The sequence below is a fragment of the Rudaea sp. 3F27F6 genome, assembly GCF_005503555.1.
Lineage (GTDB): Bacteria > Pseudomonadota > Gammaproteobacteria > Xanthomonadales > Rhodanobacteraceae > Rudaea.
In genome coordinates, this window is record NZ_SCNG01000003.1 from 649,710 (window position 1) to 676,048 (window position 26,339).

Sequence of the window (26,339 nt, forward strand, 5' to 3'; positions counted from 1 at the left end):
CCCTGTTCGAACGTTCGCGCAAAGGTGAACGCGCGCTGCTCCTGCAGCCGCGCTGGGTAGGCGATTCCGCGCAAAGTCGTGGCAGCGAAGAGGCCGACGAGTTCGGCGAACTCGCGCGCTCGGCGGGGGCAACCGTGGTCGGTTCGCTGAATGCGCGCATCGAAAAGCCGAACCCGAAGTTCTTCGTCGGCAGCGGCAAGGCCGAGGAACTCAAGGCGCAGCGCGCCGCGCTCGATGCCGACCTGATCCTGGTCAACCACGCGCTCTCCCCGGTGCAGGAGCGCAATCTGGAAAGATATACCGAGTGCCGCGTCGTCGACCGCACCGGACTCATCCTCGACATCTTCGCTCAGCGCGCCCGCTCGCACGAAGGCAAGCTGCAGGTCGAGCTGGCCCAGTTGAAGCACATGTCGACGCGCCTCGTGCGCGGCTGGACCCACCTTGAGCGCCAGCGCGGCGGTGCGATCGGCTTGCGCGGTCCCGGCGAAACCCAGCTCGAACTCGATCGCCGCCTGCTTGCCGGGCGCGTGAAGCAGCTCGAGCAGCGCCTCGAAAAAGTCGAGACCCAGCGCAATACCGCACGGCGCGCGCGGCAGCGGAATTCGCTGCCGGTCGCGGCCCTGGTCGGCTACACCAACGCGGGCAAGTCGACGCTGTTCAACAAAATTACCGGCGCGGGTGTCTACGCGGCCGACCAGTTGTTCGCGACCCTCGATCCGACTCTGCGCCGCCTCGACGGCCTCGCCTGCGGCCCGGTGCTGCTCGCCGACACGGTGGGTTTCATCCGCGATCTGCCGCACGACCTCGTCGCCGCGTTCAAATCGACGCTGTCGGAAACGCGCGATGCGGACCTGTTGCTGCACGTTGTCGATGCCGCCGACCCTGAACATGCTCTGCGCATCGAAGAAGTGCAGCGCGTACTCGAAGAAATCGGCGCCGAGGACGTGCCGCAGATCTTCATCTACAACAAGATAGACAAATTGACCGCTGCCCGCGACGGCGAGGATCAAAAAGCCGACATCGCCGGCGACGCCCCGGCATTTTCTCCGCGCCTGGAACGCATCGACGGCGGACGCACCGCCCGCGTCTGGGTGTCGGCGGTGACCGGCGCCGGGATCGATCTGCTGCGCGAGGCGCTGACCACGGCGCTGCAGCGCGACCGCGTGCACGAATGGCTGCAACTGCCCGACAGCGCCGGCCGCCTGCGCGCGCGCCTTATCGCCGGCGGCTTCGTCAGCGCCGAGCGTCCGGCCGAGCGTGGCTGGGAAGTGCAGATCGACGCACCGCGTGCGTTGATCGAACCGCTGTTCGGCCTGCCCGACGGCGAAGGCGAGTGGCTGCGCCAAAGCATAGGACCGAGAGCCGAAAATTGAGCGCCGGAACGCCGGCCCGCATGCGCTGGCGCTCTCGCTTCGCAGAGGAAAAACGCCTGCTGCAATGCCCCCTGCGGCCTCGGCCCTAGGCCCTCAGCCCGTTCTCCCGTACAATTCCGCGGCAACCGCGCTTTGAATTCTGCCGATCCGGTTGCATATCGGTAGACGGACGCGAGTTTGCCACGGCGTCCCGATCGAATAGAGATGGAGACAACGATGGCCTGGAACGAACCCGGCAGCGGTAACCGCGACCCCTGGAAAGGCAAGAAAGATTCACCCGACGTCGAGGCGTTCCTGCGCAAGCTGCGCGATGGATTCGGCGGTATCTTCGGCGGCGGCAAGGGCGGCGGCAGCGGCTCTTCGTCCTCCCCGCCGATCGGCCGCATCCTGCTCGGCATCGTCGCCCTGGCCCTGGTCTGGTCCGTTTTCGACAGCTGGATTTCGATCGACGCGCAGCGCGTCGGCGTCGTCCTGCGCTTCGGCAAGTTCGACCGCATCATGCGCAACGGCCTCAACCTCAAGTGGCCGGCGCCGATCGAACAGGTCGTCAAGGTCGAGACCACAAGCCGGCAGACCGCCGACACCGTGCGCATGCTGACCAAGGACGAGAACATCGTCGAGATCAATTTCACTGTGCAGTACCAGGTCACCGACGCGCAGAAATACCTGTTCGCCGCGACCTCGCCCGACGAGACGCTCAAGCAGGCCGCGGAGAGCGCGGTGCGCCAGGTGATCGGTTCGAGTGACATGGATACGATCCTGTCGAGCCACGGTTCCGACATCGTCGGCGAAACGAAGAAGGTGCTGCAGGCGACGCTCGACGCGTACGCGGTCGGCCTCAACGTCAACGAAATCAACTTCCAGAACTTGCTGCCTCCGCACGAAGTGAAGGAAGCGTTCGACGACGTCAACAACGCGAGCAACAACCAGAAGCAGGCGATCAACGACGCCCAGGCCTACGCGGCCAAGGTCGTGCCGGTCGCGCGCGGCGACGCAGCCAAGATTCTCGCCGAGGCGGAAGGCTACAAGAGCGCGCAAATCGCCAAGGCCACGGGTGACGCACAGCGCTTCAGCCTGATCGAGGGACAGTATCGCGCCGCGCCCGAAGTGACGCGCAAGCGCCTGTACCTGGAGACGATGCAGCAAGTGCTCGGACGTAGTCAGAAAGTGATCGATTCGAGCAACGGCAAGAGCATTCTTTATCTGCCGCTCGACAAGATGAAGGCGGATGCCGCTGCGGCTGCGGCCGTCGCGACCGGAGGTGCGCAATGAAATTCTTCGCTCCGATTTTCGCCCTGATTCTCGTCGCGCTCGGGACCAGTTCCGCTTTCGTGGTCAAGGAAGGCGAGAGCGCGCTCGTCACCCAGTTCGGCCGCATCCAGGGCGACGGCGGCAAGACCGGCAGCCCGGACTACGGTCCCGGCCTGCATTTCAAAATTCCGCTGATCCAGAACGTCGTGCGCTTCGACCGGCGCATGCTCAATCTCGAAGCCAAGCCCGAGCGCTACTTCGATTCGGGCAAGAACCCGGTCAACGTGGATTTCTACGTGAAATGGGAGATCGAGAATCCGGCGCTGTACTACCGCTCGTTCGGCCCTGACTCGTACCAGAGCCAGGCGAACAGCCGGTTGACCCCGATCATCAAGGACCCGCTGCGCTTCGAGTTCAACTCGCACACGCTGTCGGACCTGATCGCGAGCGCGCGCTCGGACATTACCGAACGCGTGCGCGACCAGGCGAACAAGGCCGCGGTGGGCCTCGGCATCCACGTCGTCGACGTGCGCATCAAGCGCATCGAATTCCCCGACGAAGTGCTCGCCTCGGTGTACAAGCGCATGAGTTCGGAGCGCACGCGCCTGGCCAACGATCTGCGTTTTACCGGCGACGAGCAGGCGGCGAAGATCAAGGCCGATGCCGACCGCCAGGTGCAGATCATCAAGGCCGAAGCCGAGCGCGACGCGCAGTCCAAGCGCGGCGAAGGCGACGCCAAGGCAACCGAAGTCTACGCCGGCGCCTACGGTAAGAATCCCGACTTCTATGCGCTGTATCGTTCGCTCGATGCCTACCGGAGTGCGTTCGGCGGGGGCGACGTGATCGTGCTCGATCCGAAGTCCGAGTTCATGAAGTACTTCGGCGAGTCGAAGGGCGAGGGCAAGTAAGCACCGGTCTGCTTACCGCGGGGTCTTGATGCGCACCACATACCCATCGCTTGCTGCGATTCTGCTGGCCGCGTGCCTGAGCGGTGGGTACGCTGCAACCCCGGCGCCGCCCTATGCCGCGCCGGGTCCGCTGCGCGAGCCGACGATCTTCGGCGCCGGCGTCATCTCCGCCGGCGATCACGAGTCGCACATCGCATTCACGCCGGACGGCAAAGAAGCCTATTTCGTGAAGAACGCGCCCGGCTTCGATTTCTGGACGATCTTCGTATCGACCTGGCGCGACGGGCACTGGACCGAACCCAAGCTCGCCTCGTTCGCCTCCGGTCAGTACAACGACGCCGATCCGTTCATCACCGCCGACGGCAAGCATGTGGGATTGCGAACTAGTCACCGATGTCGCGTTGGTTGAATCAAAAATCCAAATAGGAACTGCAAATGGGCAAGTCAGTCGTAATTCTCGGTGCGCAATGGGGGTGAGCCGGGATTTCGCGGAATGCGTTGAAGCGCATTCCGCGCCGGCGAACGCCGGAGGCAGGATGCCGTAGGCCGGGTGACTTGGTGAGCGATGGATCGCGAACCTAGTCACCGACGTCGCCTCTAACGAATCAAAAATCCAAATAGGAACTGCAAATGGGCAAGTCTGTCGTAATTCTCGGCGCACAATGGGGCGACGAAGGCAAAGGCAAGATCGTCGATCTGCTGACCGAGCGCGTCAGCGCGGTCGCGCGCTTCCAGGGCGGCCATAACGCCGGCCATACGCTCGTGATCAAGGGCAAGAAGACGGTGCTGCACCTGATTCCGTCGGGCATCCTGCGCGAAGGCACGCTGTGCCTGATCGGCAACGGCGTCGTACTGTCGCCGCAGGCGCTGAAGACCGAGATCGACGAGCTCGAGGCGAACGGCGTCGAGGTGCGTTCGCGCCTGAAGATCAGCCCGGCCACGCCGCTGATCATGCCGTACCACATCGCCGTCGATCAGGCGCGCGAGAAGGCGGCCGGCAAGTCGGCGATCGGCACGACCGGTCGCGGCATCGGCCCGGCCTACGAGGACAAGGTCGCGCGCCGCAGCGTGCGCGTTGCCGACCTGATGTATCCATCGGAGCTGCCGGAAAAGCTGCGCGCCGCGGTCGAATATCACAACTTCATTTTGACTCAGTGGCTCAAGGCCGAAGCAGTCGATTACCAGAAGGTACTTGACGACGCGCTGGCGTTCGGCGAGTACCTCAAGCCGATGATCGACGACGTTGCGACCCTGCTCTACGATGCGCGCCGCCGCGGCGAGCACATCATGTACGAAGGCGCGCAGGGTGCGCTGCTCGACATCGATCACGGCACTTATCCGTACGTGACCTCGTCGAATACGACGGTCGGCGGCGCGCTCGCCGGCACCGGCGTCGGCGCGTGCGACATCGACTACGTGCTCGGCATCTGCAAGGCCTACGCGACGCGCGTCGGCGGCGGCCCTTTCCCGACCGAGCTCAACGACGAGATGGGCGAGCGTCTGCGCAAGGTCGGCAACGAGTTCGGCGCGAGCACCGGGCGTCCACGCCGCTGCGGCTGGATCGACCTCGTCGCGCTCAAGCGTGCAACCCAGATCAATGCGATCAACGGCCTCGCGATCACCAAGCTCGACGTGCTCGACGGCCTGCCGAGCGTCAAGGTCTGCATCGCCTACGAATACCGCGGCAAGCGCCGCGAGCTGGCGCCGCTCGATGCCGACGGCTGGGACGAGTGCAAGCCCGTGTATCTCGAATTCCCCGGCTGGGACGAGCCGACTAGCGGCGTGCGCGATTGGAACAAGCTGCCCGCCGCGGCGCGTGCCTATCTGCGCGCGGTCGAGGAATTGTCGGGCTGCCATCTCGCCCTCGTCGCGACCGGCGCGGACCGCGAGGACACCATCGTCCTGCGCGATCCGTTCGCCTGAGGAACTACGGCGACACGACTCCGAGCTGGCGCATCAGCGCCAGCTCGTCGGTGACGCGCCAGTGTTCGGCAATGCGTCCGTCGCGGATGCGTTCGATATTGATCTGATTCACCGACACACGCCGGCCGGTCGGCGCGATGCCGAAGAAGTCGCCTTTCTGCGTGCCGGTCATCGTCACGCGCATGACGACTGCATCATTCGTCGCGACGACATCTTCGATGACGAAGTGCAGGTCGGGAAACGCCTGGCGTATCGCGATGACAATCGGCTTGAGTCCAGCCGGTCCCGGCGGCGGATTCGGTGTGCTCGGCGTGTGATTGATGTAATCCGCTGTCAGTAGTTCTTCGAGCGCGTCGACGTTGCCGCGATTCCATACTTCCCCGAAATAGCGACGGCCGATCTGCTCGTTGCGCTTCGCTGCAGTGGCTGAAACCGTCGATGATGGTGCCGCCGCGAGCGCTGCAATCGGCGGCATCGACAGCAGCGCACTCCACAGCGATAGCGAAAGCACGATCGAACGGGCGCGGCATGACATGTTCGTTCTCCAGGTGGGCAAGCAAAGATTCAAAAGATTGCAGCGAGTTCGCGCGCTTGGTCCTGCGCGCGCTGGCGCGACGCGGCGAGGCTGTCGGCATCGGTCAGCGTCGGCGCCAACGTGATCTCGGCCACGTCGTCGATGCCGATCAGGCGCAGCCAGCGGCGCAGCAGGCCTTTCTGGTAGTCGTCGCCGTCGGTGCCGGGCGCCGGTGCGGCATGTTCGTTTGCGCTCGTGCAGATCAGCGCCGCTTTTCTGTTCTTGAGCAGGCCGACGTAGCCTTCCGCACGCGTCCAGAACCAGTTCTCTCCGGCCAGCGTGGCCACGTCGATGTAGTGCTTCAGGCGGTACGGCAGGCTGTAGTTCCACATCGGCGTAGCGATCAGGTATTTGTCTGCGGCATTGAAGCGGCGCGCGACCGCCGTCGCCTCGGCCCAGCGCGCGCGTTGCGCGTCCGTCGCCTCGGTCGTGCGCAGCACGGCGAATTTCGCGCCGATCATGTCAGCGTCGAACGGCGGCAGATCGATGTTCCAGACATCGATGGTGTCGATCTCGTCCTGAGGATGTGTTTGCCGATAGCGTTCGAGGAAGGCGCGGGCGACCGCGATCGAGTTCGACGCGGCTTTGTTCGGCGAGGCTTCGATGTAAAGCAGGCGGCTCATGATGCGGTCTCCTCAGGCGTCGGCGAACTTGAGGCCCATCACGCCGGCGACGATCACGCCGATGCAGACGAGGCGTAGCGGCGATGCGCTCTCGCCGAACAGCACGACGCCGGCCAGCGCCGTGCCGATTGCGCCGATGCCGGTCCAGATCACGTAGGCCGTGCCGGCCGGCAGATAGCGCACTGCGTGGGTGAGCAGGAAAATACTGAGCAGCGCCGCGCCGACGCCGATGACGCTGGGCACCGGGCGCGTCCATCCTTCCGCGTACTTCAACGCGATCGCCATCACGATCTCGACCGCGCCGGCGGCGAGCAATAACAACCAGGCCATGTTGCGACTCCTTGTTTGAGTTGCAACGAACATAGCGATACGCTTTCCTCTCAACAAGTACGCACCTTTTGGTAACTATGAAAACTTCCGCCGATGTGTACGTCGCCGCCTGCCCGTCGCGGGTTGCGCTCGAACTGATCGCGAGCAAGTGGACCTTGCTGATCCTGCCGGCGCTCGCGGAGAAGAAGCGCATGCGCAACAACGAGCTGATGCGTCGCATCGGCGGCGTCTCGCAGAAAATGCTCACGCAGACCTTGCGCGACCTGGAGCGCGCCGGCCTCGTGCTGCGCATCGATCACAAGACCGTGCCGCCGTGGGTCGAGTACGGTCTGACGCCGCTCGGCCGTTCGCTCAGCAGGACGCTGACTTCGCTCGACCGCTGGGTCGAGAAACACCAGGCCGAGTTGAACGGCGGCGCGCGCTGAGGCAGAGCGCGGCGCGGCGATCGTGCCGAAGCCGCGCGCAGATCAGGCGGCGAATTGCAGCCGCGCGAGTTCGCCGTAGAGGCCGCCGGCGCGCAGCAGTTCCGCGTGCGTGCCCTGCGCAACGATGCGGCCGGCGTCCATGACGACGATGCGGTCGGCTTTGAGCACGGTGGCGAGGCGGTGCGCGATGATCAAGGTCGTGCGGCCGTGCATAAGGCGCTCGAAGCCCTGCTGGATCTGGTTCTCCGACTGCGCATCGAGATTGCTCGTGGCCTCGTCGAGCAGCAGAATCGGCGCGTCCTTGAGCAACGCACGGGCGATCGCGATGCGCTGCTGCTGGCCGCCCGAAAGACGCACGCCGCGTTCGCCGAGGTAGGTGTCGTAGCCTTCGGGCTGCGCGGCGATGAAGTCGTGCGCTTCGGCCGTTCTGGCTGCGGCGATCACTGCGTCCTCACTCGCATCGACATGACCGAAGCGGATGTTGTCGCGTGCGCTTGCACCGAAGATCACCGTGTCCTGCGGCACGAGCGCGATCGCCCCGCGCAGCTCCGGCAGCGCAAGCTGCTTGAGATCGACGCCGTCGATGCGGATCGTGCCGCGCTGCGCGTCGTAGAAGCGCAGCAGCAGATGGAACACCGTGCTCTTACCCGCGCCAGACGGACCGACCAGGGCGACTGTCTCGCCCGGTTTCACCGTGAGGGTGAAGTCGTGCAGGGTCGGCGCTTCAGGGCGCGAAGGGTAGCGAAACTCGACCTGCTCGAAGCGGATCTCGCCACGCAGGGGTTTGGCGAGTGCGGTCGGCGCGTCCGCTGTGCGGATCGACGGCTCGGCGGCAAGCAGTTCGCCGATGCGCTCCATCGCGCCCGAAGCGCGGGCGATCTCGCTCCATACTTCGGTCAGGCCGCCGATCGAACCGGCCGCGATCACCGCGTAGAACACGAACTGGCTCAGCACGCCGACGTCGAGACGGCCGTCCATCACGCTGCGCGCGCCGCTCCAGAGCACGAGGGTGATCGCACCGAAGATCAGCAGGATCACGAGCGCGGTCAGCAGCGCGCGCTGGCCGATGCGCTTCTTCGCCGTCGCGATCGCGCGTGCGATCGCCTCGTCGTAGCGCGCGATCTCGTACGGCTCGCGCGCGTAAGCCTGCACGGCGTAGGTCGCGTTGAGCGTTTCGTTGGCGATTGCCGAGGCGTCGGCAATGCGGTCCTGATTGGCGCGTGCCAGTTTCTGCTGGCGTCGTCCCATCAGCACGATCGGTGCGATCACGAGCGGAATGACCAGCGCGGCATAGCCGGCGAGGCGCGGGCTCGTCGCGACCAGCATCGCCGTACCGCCGAGCGCCGTGACCATGCTGCGCAAGGCCACCGAAACCGAGGAGGTCACGACGGTCTGCACGAGCTCGGTATCGGCGGACAGGCGCGAGGTCAGCTCGCCGACGCGCGTGCGCTCGAAAAACGGCTGGTCGAGCGTGAGCAGATGCGCATACAGCCGCTTGCGCAGATCGGCGACTGTGCGTTCGCCGAGCAGGGTGATGCAGAAGTAGCGCGCGGCCGTGGCGAGCGCGAGCACGACGGCCACACCGAGCAGGCCGAGAAAGCTCGAATCGATCATCGCCGCGTTCGCGTGGGCGAAGCCGTGATCGATCATGATGCGCACCGCGACCGGCAGCGCCAGTGTCGCGATCGAGGACAGCGCAAGGAAAGCCAGCCAGCTGATCAGCAGGCCGCGATAGCGCGCGAGATAGGGCCACAGCAGCGGCAGTGCGGAAAAGCGGTTGCGCGGCGTGGATTCGGATTCGGCGGCGGTTGGCAAGCGATGGAGCCTTGGATCGGGAGGGCCTTGTTGGGATGGTGCCCCGAAGCGCGAATTCAATCCAGGCGTTTGAGCGTGCTGCGGCCGCGTGTCGCATCGGTGACCCAGATGCGCAGGGCGTCGACGCGCGCGGCGGGCAGATCGAGGCGTAGCGCGGCGCCGTCGGCGTCGAAGCGCTCGTCGGCGATCGCCGCGGAAAATTCGGCAAGCCGCGCGCGCAGCAGCGGCAGGGCGGCAAACGGCAGAAAGAATTCGACGGCGCACAGCGCGATCCGCTCGTTCTTCGCGGCGAGGCGCAGGCACTCCGCCGCGCAGCCGCCGTAGGCGCGCGCAAGGCCGCCGGCGCCGAGCTTGATGCCGCCGTACCAGCGCGTGACGACGACGGCGGTGCAGTCCATGCGCTGCCCGTCGATCGCCTGCAGGATCGGCTTGCCGGCGGTGCCGCCGGGCTCGCCGTCGTCGCTGAAACGATACTGCTGGCCGACACGGTAGGCCCAACAGTTATGCGTCGCGGTGCGGTCGGAAACCGAGGCGACGAAGGCCAGGGCCGCGTCGACAGAAGTGACTTCTGCGGCATTCGCTACAAATATACTTTTTCGGATGTCCTGCCGCAGCGTCGCCGGTGCGGCAAGGACGAAGAGCGCAGCGCTCATTCGAGGCCGCGCAAGTCCGCGGGAATGCGGTAGTCGGGGTGCTGCCGGCGCAAGTCGGCAAGTGCCTGCTTCGCCGCGTCGCGGTGGCCGTCGCGCAGCATCGCGCGGACGATTTCGATCCAGGTCGCCAGCGGCGGCCGATCGGGCGGGTAGACGCCGCTGCGCGCCGGTGCGGACGACGGAACGTAGCCCGTAGCATCCCAGTGGTAACGCGTGGGATTGGCGGGATCGGGGCTGATCGCGGACGACGCACTCTGGGCTGTGCCGGCAACGGAAAATCCTTGCCTGGCCTCAGCGTTCTGTTCGGTCACGGCGGCTGCGGGCGCGGCCGGAGAAGCCGGCGGCGGCGGTGGAGGAGGCGGCGGTGCAGGAGCGGCCAATGGCATATCGTTCGCCGCGGTGCGCGCCGATTCTTGCTCGGTCTGCGCGGGCGCCGCATACGCAGCCACGGCGGGCGGGGACGGCTTGGCGGCAATCATCTTTTCCGCCTCGAGCCCGGTGGCGCGGCGCGGAAACGCGGCCGGCTCTTTTGCGGCCTGTGCGGCCAGTGCGGGCGGCGTTTGCGGCGCAGCGGCCTTCGCGGCGACACGAGTCTCGGCCTTTGCCGGCGCCGGCTGCGCCGGTTTGTCCGCGCGCGCCTGCTCGGGCTGAGGGCGTAGGGCATCGGCGCTATTGCTTCCCGGCGCCGGGGCCGATTGCTTTGCAAACTCAGGTGCGGGTGGCGATGCGGAGATCGAGTCCGCAGCCGGTGCGGACGCCGGATTCGCTGCGGTTTTGACGTTGCGTTCCGGCGCTGTGGCCGGTGATGCGACGTCTGCCGCCGTCGTCGCGGTGCGCGACTGCGAGTCGTGCGGCGCTAGCCGCCAGCCGATGCCCGCGGCAACGACAAGCGTGGCGGCGATGCCGAGCGCGGGCAGCCAGCGCGGCTTGCGTGAAGGGACGCGTGTCGGTGTCGCCGTTTCTTCCTCGCGCAGCGCGCGCCGTGCCGCGTCGCGCACGCGCGTGTCGAGCGCCGCGTCCGGCTCGGGATGCGGCAGCTTGCGATAGAGTTCGGCCAAGCGCGAGTTTTCTTCGCGCAGGAATGCGTCGAACTCGCGCTCGAAATTTTCTTCCGCGGATTTTTTCGGATCGCTCATTCGGCCAACCTCTCGCGTATTTTGGCGAAGGCGTAGCGCAGGCGCGACTTGACCGTCTCGTGGCCTGCGCCGGTGACGCGGGCGATTTCTTCGAGACCGAGGCCCGATTCCATGCGCAGCAGGAAGGCGACGCGCTGATCGTCGGGCAGTTCTGCGAGCGCAAGCTGCAGGCGCCGGCGCCGCTCGAATTCGCTGAGGACTTCTTCCGGCCGCTCGTGATCCGGCACATCGAGCAGGCCGAGCACGTGCTCGGTTTCCTGTGCGTCGGCCTGCGGGCGCGTGCGGCGGAAATGGTCGATGACCAGGTTGTGTGCGATTTGCAGCAGCCAGGTGCTGAACTTCGCTTCGATGCGGTAGCGCGTGCGCGCGTGGATCGCGCGGCTCCAGGTTTCCTGGAACAACTCGTCGGCAACCGCGCGCTCGGGCACGCTGCGCAAGATAAAGCGATAGAGCATGCCGCGCGCGCGCCGATAGAGTTCGTCGAACGCGGGCGTGTCGCCGTGCGCGTAGGCGAGCATCAATTCCTCGTCGGTCTTCTCGGTCCCCATCGCCGCGCAGGGTACGCGAAATCGTGCGCTGGCGGCAGACGCGGCGGGCGCGTCGTGCCGGCTTTGTAGATGGAATGCGGCGGCGGCCATGACTGCTGTAACGCGAAATGAATGCGGCCGGGGTTAGGATCGCAGCATCCGTCCCGCCGGCAAACGGCAGCGGGACACGCGAACATGGAATGAAGCCATGATCCACGACATTCTCAAGATGGGCGATCCGCGCCTGCTGCGCATCGCCAAGCCGGTCGAAACGTTCGACACGCCCGAGCTGCACGCGCTGATCGCCGACATGTTCGAGACGATGGCGCATGCCGGCGGCGTCGGCCTCGCCGCACCACAGATCGGCGTCGACCTGCAACTCGTCATCTTCGGTTTCGAGCGCAGCGAGCGCTATCCCGACGCGCCACCGGTGCCGCGCACGATCCTGCTCAATCCCGAGATCACGCCGCTGTCGCAGGACAAAGAGGAAGGTTGGGAAGGCTGCCTGTCGGTGCCCGGCCTGCGCGGCGCAGTCGAGCGGTTCTCCCTGATCCGCTATACCGGCTTCGCCCCGAACGGTGAGAAGATCGACCGCGAAGCGGAAGGCTTCCATGCGCGCGTCGTGCAGCATGAGTGCGATCACCTGATTGGGCGCCTGTATCCATCGCGCATCACCGACTTTTCCAAGTTCGGCTATACCGAGGTGTTGTTCCCCGGTCTCGATCCGGCCGTGGACGAATAACGCGGCCGGAATGACCGCGCAAACCGGGCCGAAGCATGCCGAATAAGGCCTGAAAGGCGCATTCGCGCACATTTTGGCTCGGCCGCGACATCTCGCCGCGCGCGCCGCGCAGAACCTTTCCGCATAATCCCGGAATCAAGATGGACGGCCACGGCCCGAGTCGCAAAACCGCGACGGTGCCGCTCGCCGTACGGGATACGGTACGGGAGTTCGGATGAGCCTAAGTCGCGCTGCGGCGCTGTGGGGTGCTGCGTGTTTCGCCGCGGGCTTTGCTGCGCGCGCGGACGCGGACGACGATACGGTCAAGGAGACGCTGCCGAGCGTCAACGTCAGCGCGCACAGCGAGAAACAGTCTAAGCCGGCGTTTCCGGCGACGGCGGCCACGATCGAAGCCGAAGACATCGAAACGAAGATCAACGCGGTCGACGTCGAGGATGCGGTCAAGTATCTGCCGAGTCTGTTCGTGCGCAAGCGCAACTACGGCGACACCCAGCCCGTGCTCGCGACGCGCAACTGGGGCGTCGGTTCGAGCGCGCGTTCGCTGGTCTACATCGACGACATTCCGATCTCGGCCCTGATCGCGAACAACAACACGCTCGGCGCGCCGCGCTGGGGCGTGATCTCGCCCGAGCAGATCGGCAGCGTGACGATGTTGTACGGCCCGTACTCGGCGGCGTATTCCGGCAATGCGATCGGCGGCGTGTTGACGATCCGCACGCGCACGCCGGACAAGCCCGAGACGACGTTCGAGCAGACCTTCGCTTCGCAGTCGTTCGACCTCTACGGCACTCACGCGGATTATCCGACCAGCCAGACCGGCGCAACGTTCGGCGGCCGTAGCGGCGCGTTCTCCTGGTTCGTCGGCGCGAACGTGCAGAACAGTTTCAGCCAGCCGCTTTCCTTCGTCACCTCCACCGGTGTGCCCACCGGCACCAGCGGCACGATCCCGGCGAACAACAAGCTCGGCCAGCCGGCGAACGTGCTCGGCGCGAGCGGCGTGTTGCACACCTTGATGCAGAACGCGAGCGTCAAGCTCGGCTACGACTTTGCCGAACATCTGCACGCGACTTATCTCCTCGGCTATTTCAACAACGCGACGACCTCGCGCGTGCAGAGCTATCTGAGCGACGCGAGCGGCGCCCCGACCTATGCAAAAACAGCGGGCTTCGCGAGCGGCAACTATCAGCTCGCCGAAGAACATCTGATGCAGGCGCTGTCCCTCGCGAGCGACAGCGGCGGCGTTTGGGACTTCGACGCCGCGGTCACCTACTACGATTATCTGCGCGACCGGCAGCGCTCGCCGGCCGGCGTCGGCGCCGGCACGCAGTTCAGCGCGAACGGACGGCTTGCCGATCTCGGCGGCACGAACTGGGCGACGGCTGACGCGAAGGCGATCTGGCGGCCGCGCGGCGCCGAGCAGGAAATCGCTTTCGGCGTGCACGCCGACGAATACACGCTGAAGAATCCGACCTGGAACACGAGCCAGTGGCAGAACGCCGGCAGCGCGACGAGCCTGTTCAGCGCGGGCAACGGCAAGACGCGCACGCAGGCGCTGTGGCTGCAGGACGACTGGAAGTTCGCAAGCGACTGGCTGGCCACGCTCGGCCTGCGCTATGAGCACTGGCGTGCGAGCGACGGTTTCAATTTCAGCGGCGGCGTCGGCGTGCAGCAGCCGACGAGTTCGGCTTCGGCCTGGTCGCCGAAAGCGAGCCTGAACTGGCGCGTATCCGAGCGCTGGCGCCTGACCGCATCGCTGGCCAAAGCAGTGCGTTTCCCGACCGTCGCCGAGCTGTACCAGATCGTCTCGACCGGCACGACCTTCGTCAATCCGAACCCGAACCTGCGCCCCGAGCGCGTGCTCAGCGGCGAGCTTGCCGCCGAACGCGTCTTCGACACGGGCAGTCTGCGCGTGTCGCTGTTCCAGGAAGACGCGCACAGCGCGCTGATCGCGCAGACCGCGACCCTGCCCGGCGTCGCCGTGCCGGTCAGCTTCGTACAGAACGTCGACAAGGTACGCAACCGCGGCGTCGAAGTTGTCGCCGAGCGCCGCGACGCGCTGATCGAAGGACTCGATCTTTCCGGCAGCCTGACCTTCGTCGACTCGACGATCCTCTCCAATCCCGGTTTCGTCAGCACGGCCGGCACGACCTCGGTCGGCAAGCACGCGCCGAACGTGCCGCGCTGGCGCGCGAGCGCGGTCGCCACTTACCGTCCCGACACGCATTGGAACTTCACCCTCGCCGGGCGCTACAGCGGCAAGCAGTATTCGACTCTCGACAACACCGACAACACGGCGAACGTCTACGGCGCGTTCGACAAATTCCTCGTCTTCGACGCGCGCGTGCTTTATCGCGTGGACGATCACCTGAGCCTCGCGCTCGGTGTGGACAATCTCAACAACGAAAAATATTTCCTGTTCCATCCGTTCCCGCAGCGGACCTACGTCGCGGACGTCAAGCTGAAGTTCTAGGATGCGAACCCTCTCGATCTCGAGCGGCATATCGTGAACACGGCGACGGCGCGTCGGTTCTTGCTCGGCTGGCCCGACTATCGCACCGTCTGGCGCTGGCATTTTTATGCGGGCCTGTTCTGCATCCCGTTCGTGCTTTGGCTCGCTTGCACCGGCGCGATCTACTTGTTCAAACCGCAGGTCGAGGCGTGGCTGGACCGGCTTTACGATCATCTGCAGATCGACGGCCCGCTCGCTGCGCCGCAAGTCCAGGTTACCGCTGCGCTGGCCGCCGTGCCGGGCGGTCGGCTCAACGCCTATCAACTGCCGCCCGCGCCGGGCGCCGCGGTGCGCATTCTTGTCGGTCGCGGCGCCGTGCTGACGCGAGTCTACGTGCATCCGCAGACCTGCGCCGTGCTGCAGGTGATCGACGAGGACGCGCGCCTGATGCCGCTCATTTCGCGTCTGCATGGCGAGCTGATGCTCGGCGACCGCGGCTCGAATCTGGTCGAACTGGCCGCCTCGTGGGCGATCGTGATGTTGCTGACCGGCCTCTATCTTTGGTGGCCGCGCAATGCAGCGGGCGCGGCGGGCGTGCTCTACCCGCGCCTGCATCGCGGTGGCCGCGTGTTCTGGCGCGATCTGCACGGCGTCACAGGCTTCTGGATCTCGTTCTTCGCCCTGTTCCTGCTGTTCTCGGGCCTGCCGTGGACGAAATCCTGGGGCAGCCTGTTGCGTAGCGCCCATAATGCGATCAGCGCACTGAACGCACCGCAGGATTGGACCACCGGCAGCAGCGATGCGCTCGTGCAGCGGCGTGCCGAAAATGCCGCGCCACCCGCGCATCACGGCCACGCAGCGATGGCGCAGAGCGAGGAGATGCCGGCACCAGACTATGCGGCGCTCGATCGCCTCGTCGAACCGGTCGCCGCCTTGGCGCTCGCACCGCCGGTGTTGATTGCGCCGCCGTCGCGCTCTGCACCGGCATGGACCGCGCGCTCGGAATCGCAGAACCGCACCGAGCGCGTCCGCGTCGAACTCGACCCGGCCAGCGGCGAGGTGCTGCGCCGGCGCGGCTGGGCTGACGGCGCTCTCTTCGACCGCGTGATCGGCGTCGGCATCAGCGCACACGAAGGCCAGTTGTTCGGCTGGTTCAACCAGGCGCTCGGCGTGTTCACCGCGCTCGGTTTGATTCTGATTTCATCGAGTGCGCTGGTGCTCTGGTGGCGCCGCCGCCCGCCGGGCAGGCTCGGTGCGCCGCAGTCGTTGCCGCATGCGGCGAAACTGTCGTGGGTATTGTTCGCTGTGATCGCGGTGATCGGCCTGGCGTTGCCGATGTTCGGCTTGAGTCTGCTTGCAGTGCTCGCAGGAGAGAGTCTGCTGCTGCGCATTGGTGTTGATTTGCAGAAGCTGCTCTAACCGCGCGTTGCGCAACGAAGAAAGCGCAACAAAAGAATTGTAGCGATACGAGAAGATAAAAACCGTTCGCCTTGAGGTATCGAAGGGCGAACGGTAGATGGTTACCCGAGGGGAAGTGATGTGAAAGCAACTTTTTTGCTATTTGCTATTTGAGCGCGAACGTTGTGCGGCGCCTTCGCTCTTTTGCAGCAAGTCGACTAGATAGTTTTTCCACAGCACGGCCCAGGTATGCGAACTGTGCCCGCGCGTGGCATCGCTAATCGGCAGGACGACGGCGCTGCCGTTTGCCACGTTCTTGATTTCGCGTTCGAGGATGCCGAGTTCGGGTGGATTGATCTGGTCGTCGGCAGAGTTGACCGCGAGCAGCGGCACCTTGATCGCGGCCAGCCGCGGCTGCGGGTTGTAGTTGCGCGAGGAATCCACCTGATAGAGGCAGTCGTTGGCGTCGTCTTCCTTCATCAAGGCGGCGATGCGGTCTTCGAGGTATTTGTCGGCCGCGTCGCGAGTCGGATACTCCTTCTGCCATTGCAGCGGCACCGAGCCCATGATCATCAGGATGTGCAGCGCGTCGGCCAGGCCGCGCGGCTGCTTCGTGTAGTCGCCGTTGTTCCATTCCGGATCGTTGCGGATCGCGTCCATGAACATGCGCCGGAACATGCGGTTGCGCCCGGCGATCTCGACGGGCAGCGAAGCGAGCGGCATCAGCGCGTCCATAAAATCGGGATAAGTCTCGCCCCAAACCCAGGTGTGCATGCCGCCCATCGACGTGCCCATGACCAGGCGCAGATGATTGACCTTGAGCTTCTCGGTCAACAGCCGATAGTCAGCCTTCACCATGTCGTCGTAGTCGTAGCGTGGAAACTTCATACGCAGGCCGTCGCTCGGTTTGCTCGACTTGCCGTGGCCGATGCCGTCGGGCAGCACGATGAAGTATTTCGCCGCATCGAGCGGCTGGCCGGGGCCGAACAACTGGCCGGCGAAGCGTTCGTTGACGAACTGCGTGCCGGCGCCGCCGGTGCCGTGCATGATCAACACCGCATTGTCCACTTTGCCACTTTTGTCCTTGTGGATATTGCCGAGCGTGCGGTAGTGCAGGCGCAGCTCGGGCAGGGTTTCGCCGCTGGCGAAACGAAAGTCCTTGATCACATAGTCGCCTTCGACCGGCGCAGGCCACGTATCGGCATGCGCAGACAGGCAGAAAAACAGGGCGGCAAGAGCCGGAACGACGGACAGGCAGCGGCGGATCATAGGTTCACCGGGAACGGATGCGGACCCGGCCGAGTGTGCAATAAACGCGGAGCTTTGTCCTGCGGCGACGCACCGGGTATCGTTGCGCCGATGAATATCTCGCGCCCAGAACGACATGCCCGCGGTTGCGCCTTGTTAGCCGGCTGTAGCGTGGCGGTTTTTGTCCTCGTCTGCGGCGCGGCGCAGTTCCTGCGCAGCGATCTGGATTGGATCGCTGCGCCGCTGAGCTACTACTTGAGCGGCCCGTTCGGCACGGCGGTGATCGCGGCCTATCTCGCCTTGTCCGCGGGCCTGATCGCGCTCGGCCTGGGTTTCCGTTTTGCGCTCGCCATGCCTGCGCGCAGCATCGTGCCGATGCTGCTGTTCGTCGTCGCCGGTCTCGGACTCGCGCTGACCGCGTTGAGCGAGCCGGCAAAACTGTACGGCGACGCAGACGTGTGGGAAGTCGTGCATCGCCTCTCCGCGATGACGACCTTTCTCTGCGTGACCGTGGCGATGCTGCTGCAGTCGTTCTGGCTGCGCTTCGATCCGCGCTGGCGCGGCAGTTTCGCGTTTGCCTTCGCGCTCGCCGCCGCGGCGTTCGCGGCCTTGTGGATTTATTCGCTGGTGCACTCGCTGCCGCGCGGGCTGGCGCAGAAGGCTGTCATCGCGCTGATTCTCGTGTGGCTCGGTTGGGCTTCGTTCGCGTTGCGGTGGCGAACCGGCCGATGACAGCGACGTACTAAGCGGCCAAGTTCCGCGATGTCGGCGACGGCACATGGTGTTCGCATGCCGCGCTGGGCAATCTCCGTTGCCCGCTCATATCGTCTCAATCTATTGGGCGCGATGTATCTCGGCACCGTACGAGTGAGATATTCGTCAGCACACTCAGCCGCTGCTCGCATCCGTTTTGCGTTTGCGCGGCGCGGCTTCGCGGCGTAGTGGCACGTCGCCGTCGGCGAGGCGCGCGATCAGATGCGGCGCCGCGTGCACTTGCGCGGCCGAGCGCAGCACGTGGCCGTCGTCGCGGTCGAGCAGGATGGCGTAGCCGCGCTGCAAGGTCGCGAGCGGGCTGACCGCGTTGAGCGCGCGCGCGAGTTCGGCGAGATGCTGCTTGCGCGAATCGAGTCTGCGTTCGAGCGCCACGGCAAGACGGCGCTGCAGCGCGGCGAGGCGCTCGCTGCGCTGCGCCAGCCGGATCAGCGGATGTTGTGCCTGCAGGCGTGCATGCAGATGCGCAAGCCGCTCGCCGCCGCGCTGCAGTCGCGCGCGCGGATGCTGCGCGCGCAGCCGCGCCCAGGCATGGTCGATACGTTGCGCGGCATTCTGCAGGCGGCGCAGGATCAGCGCTTCGAGCCGCGCCTCCTCGCGCTGCAGGGTACGGCGGATCGCGCCGCCGTCCGGCACGAGAATTTCCGCGGCGGCGGACGGTGTCGGCGCACGCAGGTCGGCGGCGAAATCGGCGATGGTGAAATCGACTTCGTGGCCGATCGCGCTGACCACGGGGATCGCGCTGGCGCGGATCGCGCGCGCGACCGCCTCGTCATTGAACGCCCACAGGTCTTCGAGCGAGCCGCCGCCGCGCGTGAGCAGGAGCACGTCGTGGCGCTGCCCAGCCGACGCGGCCTGCAGCGCCTTGACGATCGCCGGCGGTGCTTCCTTGCCCTGCACCGGCACCGGTATCACGTCGACTTCGGCGAGCGGAAAGCGGCGCGCAAGGACGCTCAAGACATCGCGTATCGCCGCGCCGGTGGCCGAGGTGACGACGCCGATGCGGCGCGGCAGTTTCGGCAGCGGACGTTTCTTCGCCGCATCGAACAGGCCTTCTGCGGCAAGCCGCGCCTTGAGCTGCTCGAACGCGCGCAGCAGGGCGCCTTCGCCGGCCTCTTCGAGATGCTCGACGATCAGCTGGAATTCGCCGCGCGCTTCGTACAGGCTCACGCGTACGCGCGCCAGTACGCGCGTGCCGTCGGCCGGGCGGAAGCGCAGCAGCATCGCGCGGTTCTTGAACATGGCGCAGCGGATCTGCGCCTGCGCGTCCTTGAGGCTGAAATACAGATGCCCCGAGGCCGGACGCGAGAAATTGGAAATCTCGCCTTCGATCCAGATCAACGGGAACGTGTCTTCGAGCAGATCGCGCGCGAGGCGCACGAGCTGGCTCGGGGAGAAGATTTCGCGTTCCGCGGCGGTATCGGCGGTGAACTCAGGCATACAGTGATGGCTTTGGCTTCCCTTCTCCCAGCGGAAGAAGGTGCCCCGAAGGGGCGGATGAGGGGAGAGCGCAGCGACTCGACACCGCACGGCAACCGTCTGAGGATTTTCCCTCATCAGCCTGCCGGCGCCTTCTCCCGGTGCGAGAAGAATAGTACTTCGGAAGTTAGGAGTTCGTGCGCTTCAGCGCTCTCTGCGTTTGCGTCGCAATTTGCGCCAGCGCCACAGCAGACTCGCGCCGACCCAGAGCGCGATCACGGCGAGCGGCCAGGCAACGAGGCGCGGCCAGATCGACGCGATCACGGCGAGCGCGATAAGGACAAAGGCGATCGGCGGCAGCAACGCCGCTTCGCCGCTGCCGAGCACGCGCCGATCGCCGATCGCGGCGCCGACGGTGTTGACCAGGCGCAGCGTGCCCGCCGCGGCGCGGCTCGAACTGCCGCTGCCGCCGCGCGTGCGGCGTGCGGCCGGGCGTGTGCGCGAGGGACGCGCGCGCTCGTCGAGCACGACTTCGGTCGCATTGAGCAGATCTTGCTCGTACTGTGCGGCCATTTTCTGCGCGAAGCCTTCGTTTTCGACAGCGACGTCGATCTCGCAGTTGGTCAGCCAGCTCGCGACGTTGAGATTGCTCGATCCGACCCGCGCCCAGCGCCCGTCGGCGACCGCGGTCTTGGCGTGGATCATCGAGCCGTTCCATTCGTAAACCTTCACCCCGGCTTCGAGCAGCGGCCGATAGCCCGCGTGCGAAAGCCGCGCGACGAGTTTCAGATTGCTCGTGCCGGGCACGAGCAGGCGCACGTCGACGCCGTCGCGCGCGGCGGCGCAAAGCGCCTGCACGTACGGGGCGAAGCCGACGAAGTAAGCATCGGTCAACCACAGGGTGCGGCGCGCCATCGAGGCGACGAAGAGATCGGTGCGGTAGAGGCTGGCGCGATTCGGCGTGGTCGCGATGACGCGCAGATCGACGTCGCCGGCGCGCGCGGGCTCGACGATATCGAGCGCGAGCGGCGCGCCGATCTGCGCCCAGTTGTCGACGAAGGCGCGCGCGACGTCGGCGCAGGCCGGCCCGCGGATGGCGACGCCGGTGTCGCGCCACGGCGCGATACCGCGCGGCGGATCGCCGAGCCATTTCTGCGCGACGCAGATGCCGGAGACGAAGGCGATTGCGCCGTCGACCACGAGCAGCTTGCGATGGTCGCGGCCGAGCCAGCCGAGCGGACTGTCGAAGCGCGGCGGATTATAGGCGCGCACTTCGCCGCCGGCGTCGAGCAGCGGCTGCCAGAACGCGGCCTTGGAATTGCCGAGACAGCCGAGCCAGTCGCGGATCACGGCGACGCGCACGCCGGCCGCGGCGCGCTCGGCGAGTGCGGCACGGAATTCGCGGCCGACGCTGTCGTCGGCGACGATGTAGTTTTCGAGCAGGATCGTCTGCCGCGCGGCGCGGATCGCCGCGAGCCAGTGGTCGAAGTTCGCCTGCGCGTCGATCAGCAGTTCGACGTCGTTGCCCGCGCTCAATTCGGCGCCGGTCGCGCGCTCGAATGCGTGCGCAGTCAGGTTGCGTGCGGACGCCAGCGGCGGAGTGGGGTGATCGGGCTGCGATGACATGCAGCGCCGATTCTACGGCTGTGCCAGCGCCCGGCGATAGGGAAAGTCCTTCGAGAACGTTTTGCCGTTGTCGTTGCCTTCGATGCGCGCGGTCAGCGAGCCGTCGGCGTTGCGGCGATAGACGATGCGCTGCAGATGATCGGCATGGCCGGGATTGACGAAGACCGCTTCGGCCGCATCGATGCTCGCGAGACGGAAATCGACCGGCGGCTTGCCGCCCGGTTGCGCGGTGAAGTAGACGCCATCCTCGCGTTTCTGCAGGCGCATGAATTCGAAACTCACCGTCTTGCCGCCCTTGAGCGTGCGGCTCATGCCGACCATCAAGTTGGCCGAGGGCGTCGACCAGATCTCTTCGGTGATCGCGCCGTTCTCGTCGAATGTCCAGCGGCCGGCGAGCCAGGCGAAGCGGTCGAGGGCAATGTCGGTCGTGGCATTCGACGACGTTGCCATGGGCGCATCGGCGGCAAAGAGGGCGGGAGCCGCGAATAAAACAGTGAGCAGAGTGAGCTTGGCGTGCAGTTTCATGGTCCCTCTCCCCAGGGAAGCGAAAAGAGGCCTATCTTAATTCGCGCAGGGCGGCAGCGGCGGCTGGCGATACTCGGAAAGGGGAACGCCGTTTCGAGTTCGCGTTTTTATCGTCACGCAACAAAAGCAGAAACGCGATTCACGCCCGATAGGCTCTTCGGTTGTCGAGAGCCGGAAATGACGGACAAAGCATTCGTTTCGTCCGTGCGCCTGAGTCAGACCGCGCGTCGCGCCAGGACGACCTCTTCGCCGAGCGAACGCCGGTACTGGCGGTCGAATGCGGCGAGCTGGCTTTCGAGTTCGGAGTACGGACCCGGCTCCCAGGCCTGCGAGGTGACACCGCGGTGCGCGTTCGAGCAGAGATCCCAATCCTGGCGGTTGGTCAGATCCCAGAACTCGATCGCGGGCTGCGGATCGAAGCCGGGCGCCGCGATCGCATCGGGATGGAACAGCCATTCGCAGGTCACCCGCGTCGTGTCTTTTGACAGCGGTTGCGCGCGATGCATCATCACGTAGTCCGGATGGAACGAGAGGAAGCCGCTCGGGAACAGGCTGTAATAGTATACTTTTCCGCGCTGCGCCTCGGTGATGCCGGGCAGAGCCGGGGCGCAGCGCTCGCCGCCCATGCTCATGCTGCCGTCGCGGTTGCTCATCCACATCGGGCCACCGAGCACGGGGCCTTCTTCGAGATCGTTCTCGGAATTGCGGAACGGCGTGAGCTTGTTCAGGTGCGGATGCGCGAGCGGGCAGTGATAGCACTCGCTGAAGTTGTGGAAGATCAGTTTCCAGTTCGCCTCGACCTCGTAGACCCTGCGCCCGGCCGGGCGCAGTTCGGCCGAGCGCCACTGCTCGAAGCGGCCGGCGAGGCCGGGCAGCGCTTCCGCGAACGGCGGCGGATTGGGCGAGAGGTTGACGAAGAGAAAGCCTTCCCAGTTGTTCAGCGCGGCGCTGTGCAGCGGGTAGTTCGCTGGGTCGAAGCCGGGCACTTCGCTCATCGTCGGCACGCCGCGCAGGGCGCCGTCGAGGCCGAAGGTCCAGGCGTGGTACGGGCACTGGATCGCCTTGCCGAGCGTGCCCTGCGCTTCGCGGCACAGTTTGCTGCCGCGATGGCGGCAATGATTGTGGAAGGCACGCAGTTCGCCGTCGTGGTCGCGCAGCACGATGACGCTTTCGCGTTCGAGCTCGAACAGGAAATAGCTGCCCGGCTGTTCGAGCTGGGAGACGTGCCCGGCGAGCATCCACGAGCGGAAGAAAATTTTCTCGTGTTCGGCGCGCCAGATTTCGTCGGAGACGAAGTACTCGCGACCGAGAGTGTGCTGGCCGAAGGAGGTGCGTGCTTTCATGGCGGCGGTCCGGGAGTCGAGGTACGCCGGCGAGTATGGCGCGGGACCCGGCCGGCGGCCACCGCGCCGGGCGTTCGCCCGCGCGTTGTTGCAGAACAGGGACAGCGCCGCGCATCGACAGCTGACGAGGGTTGTCAGCAGGCTTGCGCCGAAGACGCCGCCGCACTGGTGCGCTGCATTAGACTTGCGCATTGCCGAGTCGCCCGCACATTCTTGCCATGTCCGCAGACCGTTTCCAGCTCGTTTCCCCGTTCGCGCCGTCCGGCGACCAGCCCGACGCGATCCGCAAGCTCGTCGCCGGGTTCAACGACGGGTTGGCGCATCAGACCCTGCTCGGCGTGACCGGATCGGGCAAGACTTTCACGATTGCCAACGTCGTCCAGCAGATCCAGAAGCCGACCATCGTGCTCGCGCCGAACAAGACCTTGGCCGCGCAGCTCTACGGCGAGTTCAAGGAGTTCTTCCCGCACAACGCTGTCGAGTACTTCGTCAGTTATTACGACTACTACCAGCCCGAAGCCTATGTCGTCGCCAGCGACACCTACATCGAGAAAGATTCGAGCATCAACGAGCACATCGAGCAGATGCGCCTGTCGGCGACCAAGGCGTTGCTGTCGCGTCCCGATGCGCTGATCGTCGCGACCGTCTCGGCGATATACGGTCTCGGCGATCCGGAAGATTATCTGTCGATGCGCCTGATCCTCGCGCGCGGCGAGCGCGTCGATCAGCGCGAGCTGATCCGCCACCTGACCGAGCTGCAGTACGAGCGCGGCGACTACGAACTGCATCGCGGCAGTTTCCGCGTGCGCGGCGACGTGGTCGACGTGTTCCCGGCCGAGAGCGAAACCGATGCGATACGCATCGAGTTGTTCGACGGCATGGTCGAGAATGTCTCGGTGTTCGATCCGCTGACCGGCGCTGTGCTGCGCAAGACGCAGCGCTGCGTGATTTATCCGGCCACGCATTACGTGACCACGCGCAAGCGCGTGCTCGACGCGATCGAGACGATCAAGCCCGAACTCAAGGAACGGCTGGAGCAGTTCTACAAGGCGAACAAGCTCGTCGAGGCGCAGCGCCTGCAGCAACGGACTCAGTTCGACCTCGAAATGATGGCCGAGATCGGCTACTGCCAGGGCATCGAGAACTATTCGCGCCACTTCACCGGACGCAAGGCCGGCGAGCCGCCGCCGACGCTGTTCGACTATCTGCCGCCGGATTCGTTGCTGGTGATCGACGAGTCGCACGTCACCGTGCCGCAGCTCGGCGCGATGTACAAGGGCGACCGCTCGCGCAAGGAGAATCTGGTCGAGTACGGTTTTCGCCTGCCGTCGGCGCTCGACAACCGGCCGCTCAAGTTCGACGAGTTCGTCGAGCGCGAGCCGCGCACGATCTACGTTTCGGCGACGCCGGGCGACTACGAAGTCAATCACTCGCAGGGCAATGTCGTCGAGCTCGTGGTACGGCCGACCGGCCTGATCGATCCCGAGGTCGAAATACGCCCGGTGCGCACCCAGGTCGACGATCTGCTCGGCGAGATCAACCTGCGCGTCAAGCAGGGCGACCGCGTGCTCGTGACCACGCTGACCAAGCGCATGTCCGAGAACCTCACCGATTACCTCGAAGAGCACGGCGTGCGCGTGCGCTATCTGCACTCGGACATCGAGACGGTGGAACGCGTCGAAATTCTCCGCGATCTGCGCCTCGGCAAGTTCGACGTGCTGGTCGGCATCAACCTGCTGCGCGAAGGTCTGGACATGCCCGAGGTGTCGCTCGTCGCCATCCTCGACGCGGACAAGGAAGGTTATCTGCGTTCGACGCGCTCGCTGATCCAGACGATCGGCCGCGCCGCGCGCAACCTGCGCGGCAAGGCGATTCTCTACGCCGACCGCATCACCGATTCGATCAAGCGCGCGCTCGACGAAACCGACCGGCGCCGGCAGAAACAGATCGACTACAACATCGAGCATGGCATCACGCCGAAGTCGGTGGTGAAGAAGATCGCCGACATCATGGAAGGCGCGCGTGCCGATGCGGAGAGCGAACGTGCCGGCGGCAAGCGCGCGCGCACGGCCAGCGGACTCGCAATTGCCGAGGAATCCGTCGATTACAGTGTGCTGACGCCCGACCAGCTTGCGGCCAAGCTGAAGAAGCTCGAAGCACAGATGTATAAGCTCGCGCAGGATCTGCAGTTCGAGGAAGCCGCGCGCGTGCGCGACGAGCTGCAGCGCGTCAAGGCGCTCGGCTTGCTGAGCTGAGCCCTCCGCGGCTGCTTTCGGCGAGCCGCGGCCAAGACCATGAACGAATCGATTCCGGGCAAATCGCCCGGTTGCGCAGGTGCGCGCAGTCCGCGCTTGACCCTTCGCCGCTGCGCGGGAGAAAATGAGAACTGATTAGCACTTAATTATTGAGCTTTGACTCACGGAATGGTTGTTCGATATGAGGTGCGGAGCCGTTTCCCGGCTATCGTATCCGTGTCGAGAAAGCCGGCCTGACGTCGGAGTCCTCACACCCGGACAAATTTCGCCGGGCAAAAACTTATCCAGCCTTAGCTTCGGCTTTCAGGGGGTTGTCGCATGGCACAGATCGCTACAGTGAAAGCGAGCAGCGAAGCTGCGTCGCGCCGTTTGCGCAGGCCGGAACGAGGTTCGCCCTCAGTCCGCATGCCCGCGCCGTACAGAGCCGCCATCTTGGTCATTGCATCGCTGTTGGCGATGCCGGCCGCGTTCGCACAGGTGCAGCGCAGCTTCCTCGACCTTGGCTTCGAGCAACCGGTGCTGACCGCGCCGACACCCGCGAGCGGCTGTTACATGCAAGTGGACGATTCGCAGTTGCCGGGTTGGTCCTCGGCGGCGACCACGCCATCGAGTACGGGCCTCGCCAGCGGCAACTGCACGCCGCCGCCGCCGTTGGGCACGACCGGCAATCTGGTCGAAATGTGGACGACGCGGTTTTTGGGCGTGGTCGCGCGCGAAGGCAGGCAGTTTGCCGAACTCAACGCGGTGTACGCGGGACGTCTCTACCAGAACGTCTGCGTCGTCCAGGGTGAAAAGGTCGGCTGGCAGCTCAGCCACCGCGGACGCAGCGGCACCGACGTGATGTCGTTCAACGTCGACTCGTCGGCGAACCAGATCATGCAGGGCTCGACCGGCACGAACGGCGCGGGCACCGTGGTGGCCGGCACCTGCGGCAACGGCCTCGTCACCGGCGCGACCTGCAATGCGCCGACCACGACCACGGTGACCGACAGCAGCGCGACGCCGACGTTGACGAGCGGTTGGGC

24 protein-coding genes are annotated in these 26,339 nt (G+C 65.6%); 12 read left to right on the top strand and 12 right to left on the bottom strand.

Annotated elements, in window-relative coordinates:
- The first annotated feature begins 2 nt into the window (after positions 1-2).
- The 5 genes from hflX to FFS30_RS15325 all read left to right on the top strand — a co-directional run bounded on the left by hflX (position 3) and on the right by FFS30_RS15325 (position 5,455).
- Complete coding sequence (gene hflX, locus FFS30_RS15305; RefSeq protein WP_137914017.1) at positions 3-1,373, top strand: ribosome rescue GTPase HflX; 1,371 nt, start codon at positions 3-5, stop codon at positions 1,371-1,373.
- Positions 1,374-1,589: 216 nt separating this feature from the next.
- Complete coding sequence (gene hflK / locus FFS30_RS15310) at positions 1,590-2,645, top strand: FtsH protease activity modulator HflK (RefSeq protein ID WP_249352498.1); 1,056 nt, start codon at positions 1,590-1,592, stop codon at positions 2,643-2,645.
- Positions 2,642-3,532, top strand: coding sequence for a protease modulator HflC (gene hflC, locus FFS30_RS15315; RefSeq protein ID WP_137914019.1), 891 nt, complete (start codon positions 2,642-2,644; stop codon positions 3,530-3,532). The genes hflK and hflC overlap by 4 nt, the downstream gene beginning before the upstream one ends.
- A gap of 28 nt (positions 3,533-3,560) precedes the next feature.
- The gene (locus FFS30_RS15320) at positions 3,561-3,941 is read left to right on the top strand and encodes a PD40 domain-containing protein (protein ID WP_137914020.1); all 381 of its coding nucleotides are present in this window, start codon (positions 3,561-3,563) and stop codon (positions 3,939-3,941) included.
- Between the two features lie 221 nt (positions 3,942-4,162).
- The gene (locus tag FFS30_RS15325; protein WP_137914021.1) at positions 4,163-5,455 is read left to right on the top strand and encodes an adenylosuccinate synthase; all 1,293 of its coding nucleotides are present in this window, start codon (positions 4,163-4,165) and stop codon (positions 5,453-5,455) included.
- 4 nt (positions 5,456-5,459) lie between these two features.
- Here the strand turns inward: FFS30_RS15325 and FFS30_RS15330 are convergent, their stop codons facing one another.
- From FFS30_RS15330 to FFS30_RS15340, 3 genes are read right to left on the bottom strand one after another with little or no spacing between them, the layout of a single operon-like run.
- Positions 5,460-5,990: an ester cyclase gene (locus FFS30_RS15330; RefSeq protein WP_137914022.1), complete on the bottom strand. Its 531-nt coding sequence runs from the start codon at positions 5,988-5,990 to the stop codon at positions 5,460-5,462.
- A gap of 29 nt (positions 5,991-6,019) precedes the next feature.
- Entirely contained in the window at positions 6,020-6,652 is a 633-nt protein-coding gene (locus FFS30_RS15335) for an NAD(P)H-dependent oxidoreductase (RefSeq protein ID WP_137914023.1), read from the bottom strand.
- 12 nt (positions 6,653-6,664) lie between these two features.
- The gene (locus tag FFS30_RS15340) at positions 6,665-6,982 is read right to left on the bottom strand and encodes an SMR family transporter (protein ID WP_137914024.1); all 318 of its coding nucleotides are present in this window, start codon (positions 6,980-6,982) and stop codon (positions 6,665-6,667) included.
- Between the two features lie 77 nt (positions 6,983-7,059).
- Between FFS30_RS15340 and FFS30_RS15345 the strand changes: the two genes are divergently transcribed.
- On the top strand, positions 7,060-7,407 hold the full coding sequence (locus FFS30_RS15345) for a helix-turn-helix domain-containing protein (RefSeq protein ID WP_137914025.1): 348 nt from the start codon (positions 7,060-7,062) through the stop codon (positions 7,405-7,407).
- Positions 7,408-7,449: 42 nt separating this feature from the next.
- On the opposite strand, the gene FFS30_RS15350 is transcribed toward FFS30_RS15345, so the two are convergent.
- The 4 genes from FFS30_RS15350 to FFS30_RS15365 are packed head-to-tail and all read right to left on the bottom strand — an operon-like array spanning position 7,450 to position 11,559.
- On the bottom strand, positions 7,450-9,222 hold the full coding sequence (locus FFS30_RS15350; RefSeq protein ID WP_137914026.1) for an ABC transporter transmembrane domain-containing protein: 1,773 nt from the start codon (positions 9,220-9,222) through the stop codon (positions 7,450-7,452).
- Between the two features lie 56 nt (positions 9,223-9,278).
- A complete protein-coding gene (locus FFS30_RS15355; protein ID WP_137914027.1) occupies positions 9,279-9,875 on the bottom strand; it encodes a YigZ family protein in 597 nt (198 codons plus the stop codon).
- Positions 9,872-11,011 (bottom strand): hypothetical protein, encoded by a 1,140-nt coding sequence (locus FFS30_RS15360; protein ID WP_137914028.1) that lies wholly within the window; start codon positions 11,009-11,011, stop codon positions 9,872-9,874. Before FFS30_RS15360 ends, FFS30_RS15355 begins: the two co-directional genes overlap by 4 nt.
- Positions 11,008-11,559: an RNA polymerase sigma factor gene (locus FFS30_RS15365; RefSeq protein ID WP_249352500.1), complete on the bottom strand. Its 552-nt coding sequence runs from the start codon at positions 11,557-11,559 to the stop codon at positions 11,008-11,010. Before FFS30_RS15365 ends, FFS30_RS15360 begins: the two co-directional genes overlap by 4 nt.
- 187 nt (positions 11,560-11,746) lie before the next feature.
- On the opposite strand from FFS30_RS15365, the gene def reads away from it, so the two are divergent.
- The 3 genes from def (at position 11,747) to FFS30_RS15380 (ending at position 16,148) form a co-directional block, all read left to right on the top strand.
- Complete coding sequence (gene def, locus FFS30_RS15370; RefSeq protein WP_137914030.1) at positions 11,747-12,280, top strand: peptide deformylase; 534 nt, start codon at positions 11,747-11,749, stop codon at positions 12,278-12,280.
- A 214-nt stretch (positions 12,281-12,494) separates the two neighbouring features.
- Entirely contained in the window at positions 12,495-14,750 is a 2,256-nt protein-coding gene (locus FFS30_RS15375) for a TonB-dependent receptor (protein ID WP_137914031.1), read from the top strand.
- 33 nt (positions 14,751-14,783) lie between these two features.
- A complete protein-coding gene (locus FFS30_RS15380; RefSeq protein WP_212742485.1) occupies positions 14,784-16,148 on the top strand; it encodes a PepSY domain-containing protein in 1,365 nt (454 codons plus the stop codon).
- Positions 16,149-16,286: 138 nt separating this feature from the next.
- On the opposite strand, the gene FFS30_RS15385 is transcribed toward FFS30_RS15380, so the two are convergent.
- Complete coding sequence (locus tag FFS30_RS15385) at positions 16,287-17,396, bottom strand: alpha/beta fold hydrolase (protein ID WP_137914032.1); 1,110 nt, start codon at positions 17,394-17,396, stop codon at positions 16,287-16,289.
- Between the two features lie 150 nt (positions 17,397-17,546).
- Between FFS30_RS15385 and FFS30_RS15390 the strand changes: the two genes are divergently transcribed.
- A complete protein-coding gene (locus FFS30_RS15390; protein ID WP_171014648.1) occupies positions 17,547-18,107 on the top strand; it encodes a DUF998 domain-containing protein in 561 nt (186 codons plus the stop codon).
- Positions 18,108-18,263: 156 nt separating this feature from the next.
- On the opposite strand, the gene xseA is transcribed toward FFS30_RS15390, so the two are convergent.
- The 4 genes from xseA to FFS30_RS15410 all read right to left on the bottom strand — a co-directional run bounded on the left by xseA (position 18,264) and on the right by FFS30_RS15410 (position 23,059).
- The gene (gene xseA, locus FFS30_RS15395) at positions 18,264-19,586 is read right to left on the bottom strand and encodes an exodeoxyribonuclease VII large subunit (protein ID WP_137914034.1); all 1,323 of its coding nucleotides are present in this window, start codon (positions 19,584-19,586) and stop codon (positions 18,264-18,266) included.
- 183 nt (positions 19,587-19,769) lie between these two features.
- Positions 19,770-21,191 carry a phospholipase D-like domain-containing protein gene (locus tag FFS30_RS15400; RefSeq protein WP_137914035.1) on the bottom strand — a complete coding sequence of 474 codons (1,422 nt, stop codon included), beginning with the start codon at positions 21,189-21,191 and terminating at the stop codon, positions 19,770-19,772.
- A gap of 12 nt (positions 21,192-21,203) precedes the next feature.
- Positions 21,204-21,716, bottom strand: coding sequence for a DUF6265 family protein (locus tag FFS30_RS15405; RefSeq protein WP_137914036.1), 513 nt, complete (start codon positions 21,714-21,716; stop codon positions 21,204-21,206).
- 215 nt (positions 21,717-21,931) lie between these two features.
- Positions 21,932-23,059, bottom strand: a complete 1,128-nt coding sequence (locus FFS30_RS15410; protein WP_171014649.1) for an aromatic ring-hydroxylating dioxygenase subunit alpha — start codon at positions 23,057-23,059, stop codon at positions 21,932-21,934.
- Between the two features lie 218 nt (positions 23,060-23,277).
- Here FFS30_RS15410 and uvrB point away from each other — a divergent pair, with 218 nt between their 5' ends.
- Together uvrB and FFS30_RS15420 are read left to right on the top strand one after the other, a co-directional pair.
- Positions 23,278-25,314, top strand: coding sequence for an excinuclease ABC subunit UvrB (gene uvrB / locus FFS30_RS15415; protein WP_137914038.1), 2,037 nt, complete (start codon positions 23,278-23,280; stop codon positions 25,312-25,314).
- Between the two features lie 432 nt (positions 25,315-25,746).
- The coding region (locus FFS30_RS15420) for a hypothetical protein (RefSeq protein WP_212742486.1) at positions 25,747-26,339 on the top strand (593 nt) is incomplete at its 3' end.

Coding starts and splice junctions, on each gene's coding strand:
- hflK (WP_249352498.1), top strand. CDS start 1,590: ATGGCCTGGAACGAACCCGGCAGCGGTAACCGCGACCCCTGGAAAGGC.
- hflC (WP_137914019.1), top strand. CDS start 2,642: ATGAAATTCTTCGCTCCGATTTTCGCCCTGATTCTCGTCGCGCTCGGG.
- FFS30_RS15320 (WP_137914020.1), top strand. CDS start 3,561: ATGCGCACCACATACCCATCGCTTGCTGCGATTCTGCTGGCCGCGTGC.
- FFS30_RS15325 (WP_137914021.1), top strand. CDS start 4,163: ATGGGCAAGTCTGTCGTAATTCTCGGCGCACAATGGGGCGACGAAGGC.
- FFS30_RS15330 (WP_137914022.1), bottom strand. CDS start 5,990: ATGTCATGCCGCGCCCGTTCGATCGTGCTTTCGCTATCGCTGTGGAGT.
- FFS30_RS15335 (WP_137914023.1), bottom strand. CDS start 6,652: ATGAGCCGCCTGCTTTACATCGAAGCCTCGCCGAACAAAGCCGCGTCG.
- FFS30_RS15340 (WP_137914024.1), bottom strand. CDS start 6,982: ATGGCCTGGTTGTTATTGCTCGCCGCCGGCGCGGTCGAGATCGTGATG.
- FFS30_RS15345 (WP_137914025.1), top strand. CDS start 7,060: ATGAAAACTTCCGCCGATGTGTACGTCGCCGCCTGCCCGTCGCGGGTT.
- FFS30_RS15355 (WP_137914027.1), bottom strand. CDS start 9,875: ATGAGCGCTGCGCTCTTCGTCCTTGCCGCACCGGCGACGCTGCGGCAG.
- FFS30_RS15360 (WP_137914028.1), bottom strand. CDS start 11,011: ATGAGCGATCCGAAAAAATCCGCGGAAGAAAATTTCGAGCGCGAGTTC.
- FFS30_RS15365 (WP_249352500.1), bottom strand. CDS start 11,559: ATGGGGACCGAGAAGACCGACGAGGAATTGATGCTCGCCTACGCGCAC.
- def (WP_137914030.1), top strand. CDS start 11,747: ATGATCCACGACATTCTCAAGATGGGCGATCCGCGCCTGCTGCGCATC.
- FFS30_RS15375 (WP_137914031.1), top strand. CDS start 12,495: ATGAGCCTAAGTCGCGCTGCGGCGCTGTGGGGTGCTGCGTGTTTCGCC.
- FFS30_RS15385 (WP_137914032.1), bottom strand. CDS start 17,396: ATGATCCGCCGCTGCCTGTCCGTCGTTCCGGCTCTTGCCGCCCTGTTT.
- xseA (WP_137914034.1), bottom strand. CDS start 19,586: ATGCCTGAGTTCACCGCCGATACCGCCGCGGAACGCGAAATCTTCTCC.
- FFS30_RS15400 (WP_137914035.1), bottom strand. CDS start 21,191: ATGTCATCGCAGCCCGATCACCCCACTCCGCCGCTGGCGTCCGCACGC.
- FFS30_RS15405 (WP_137914036.1), bottom strand. CDS start 21,716: ATGAAACTGCACGCCAAGCTCACTCTGCTCACTGTTTTATTCGCGGCT.
- FFS30_RS15410 (WP_171014649.1), bottom strand. CDS start 23,059: ATGAAAGCACGCACCTCCTTCGGCCAGCACACTCTCGGTCGCGAGTAC.
- uvrB (WP_137914038.1), top strand. CDS start 23,278: ATGTCCGCAGACCGTTTCCAGCTCGTTTCCCCGTTCGCGCCGTCCGGC.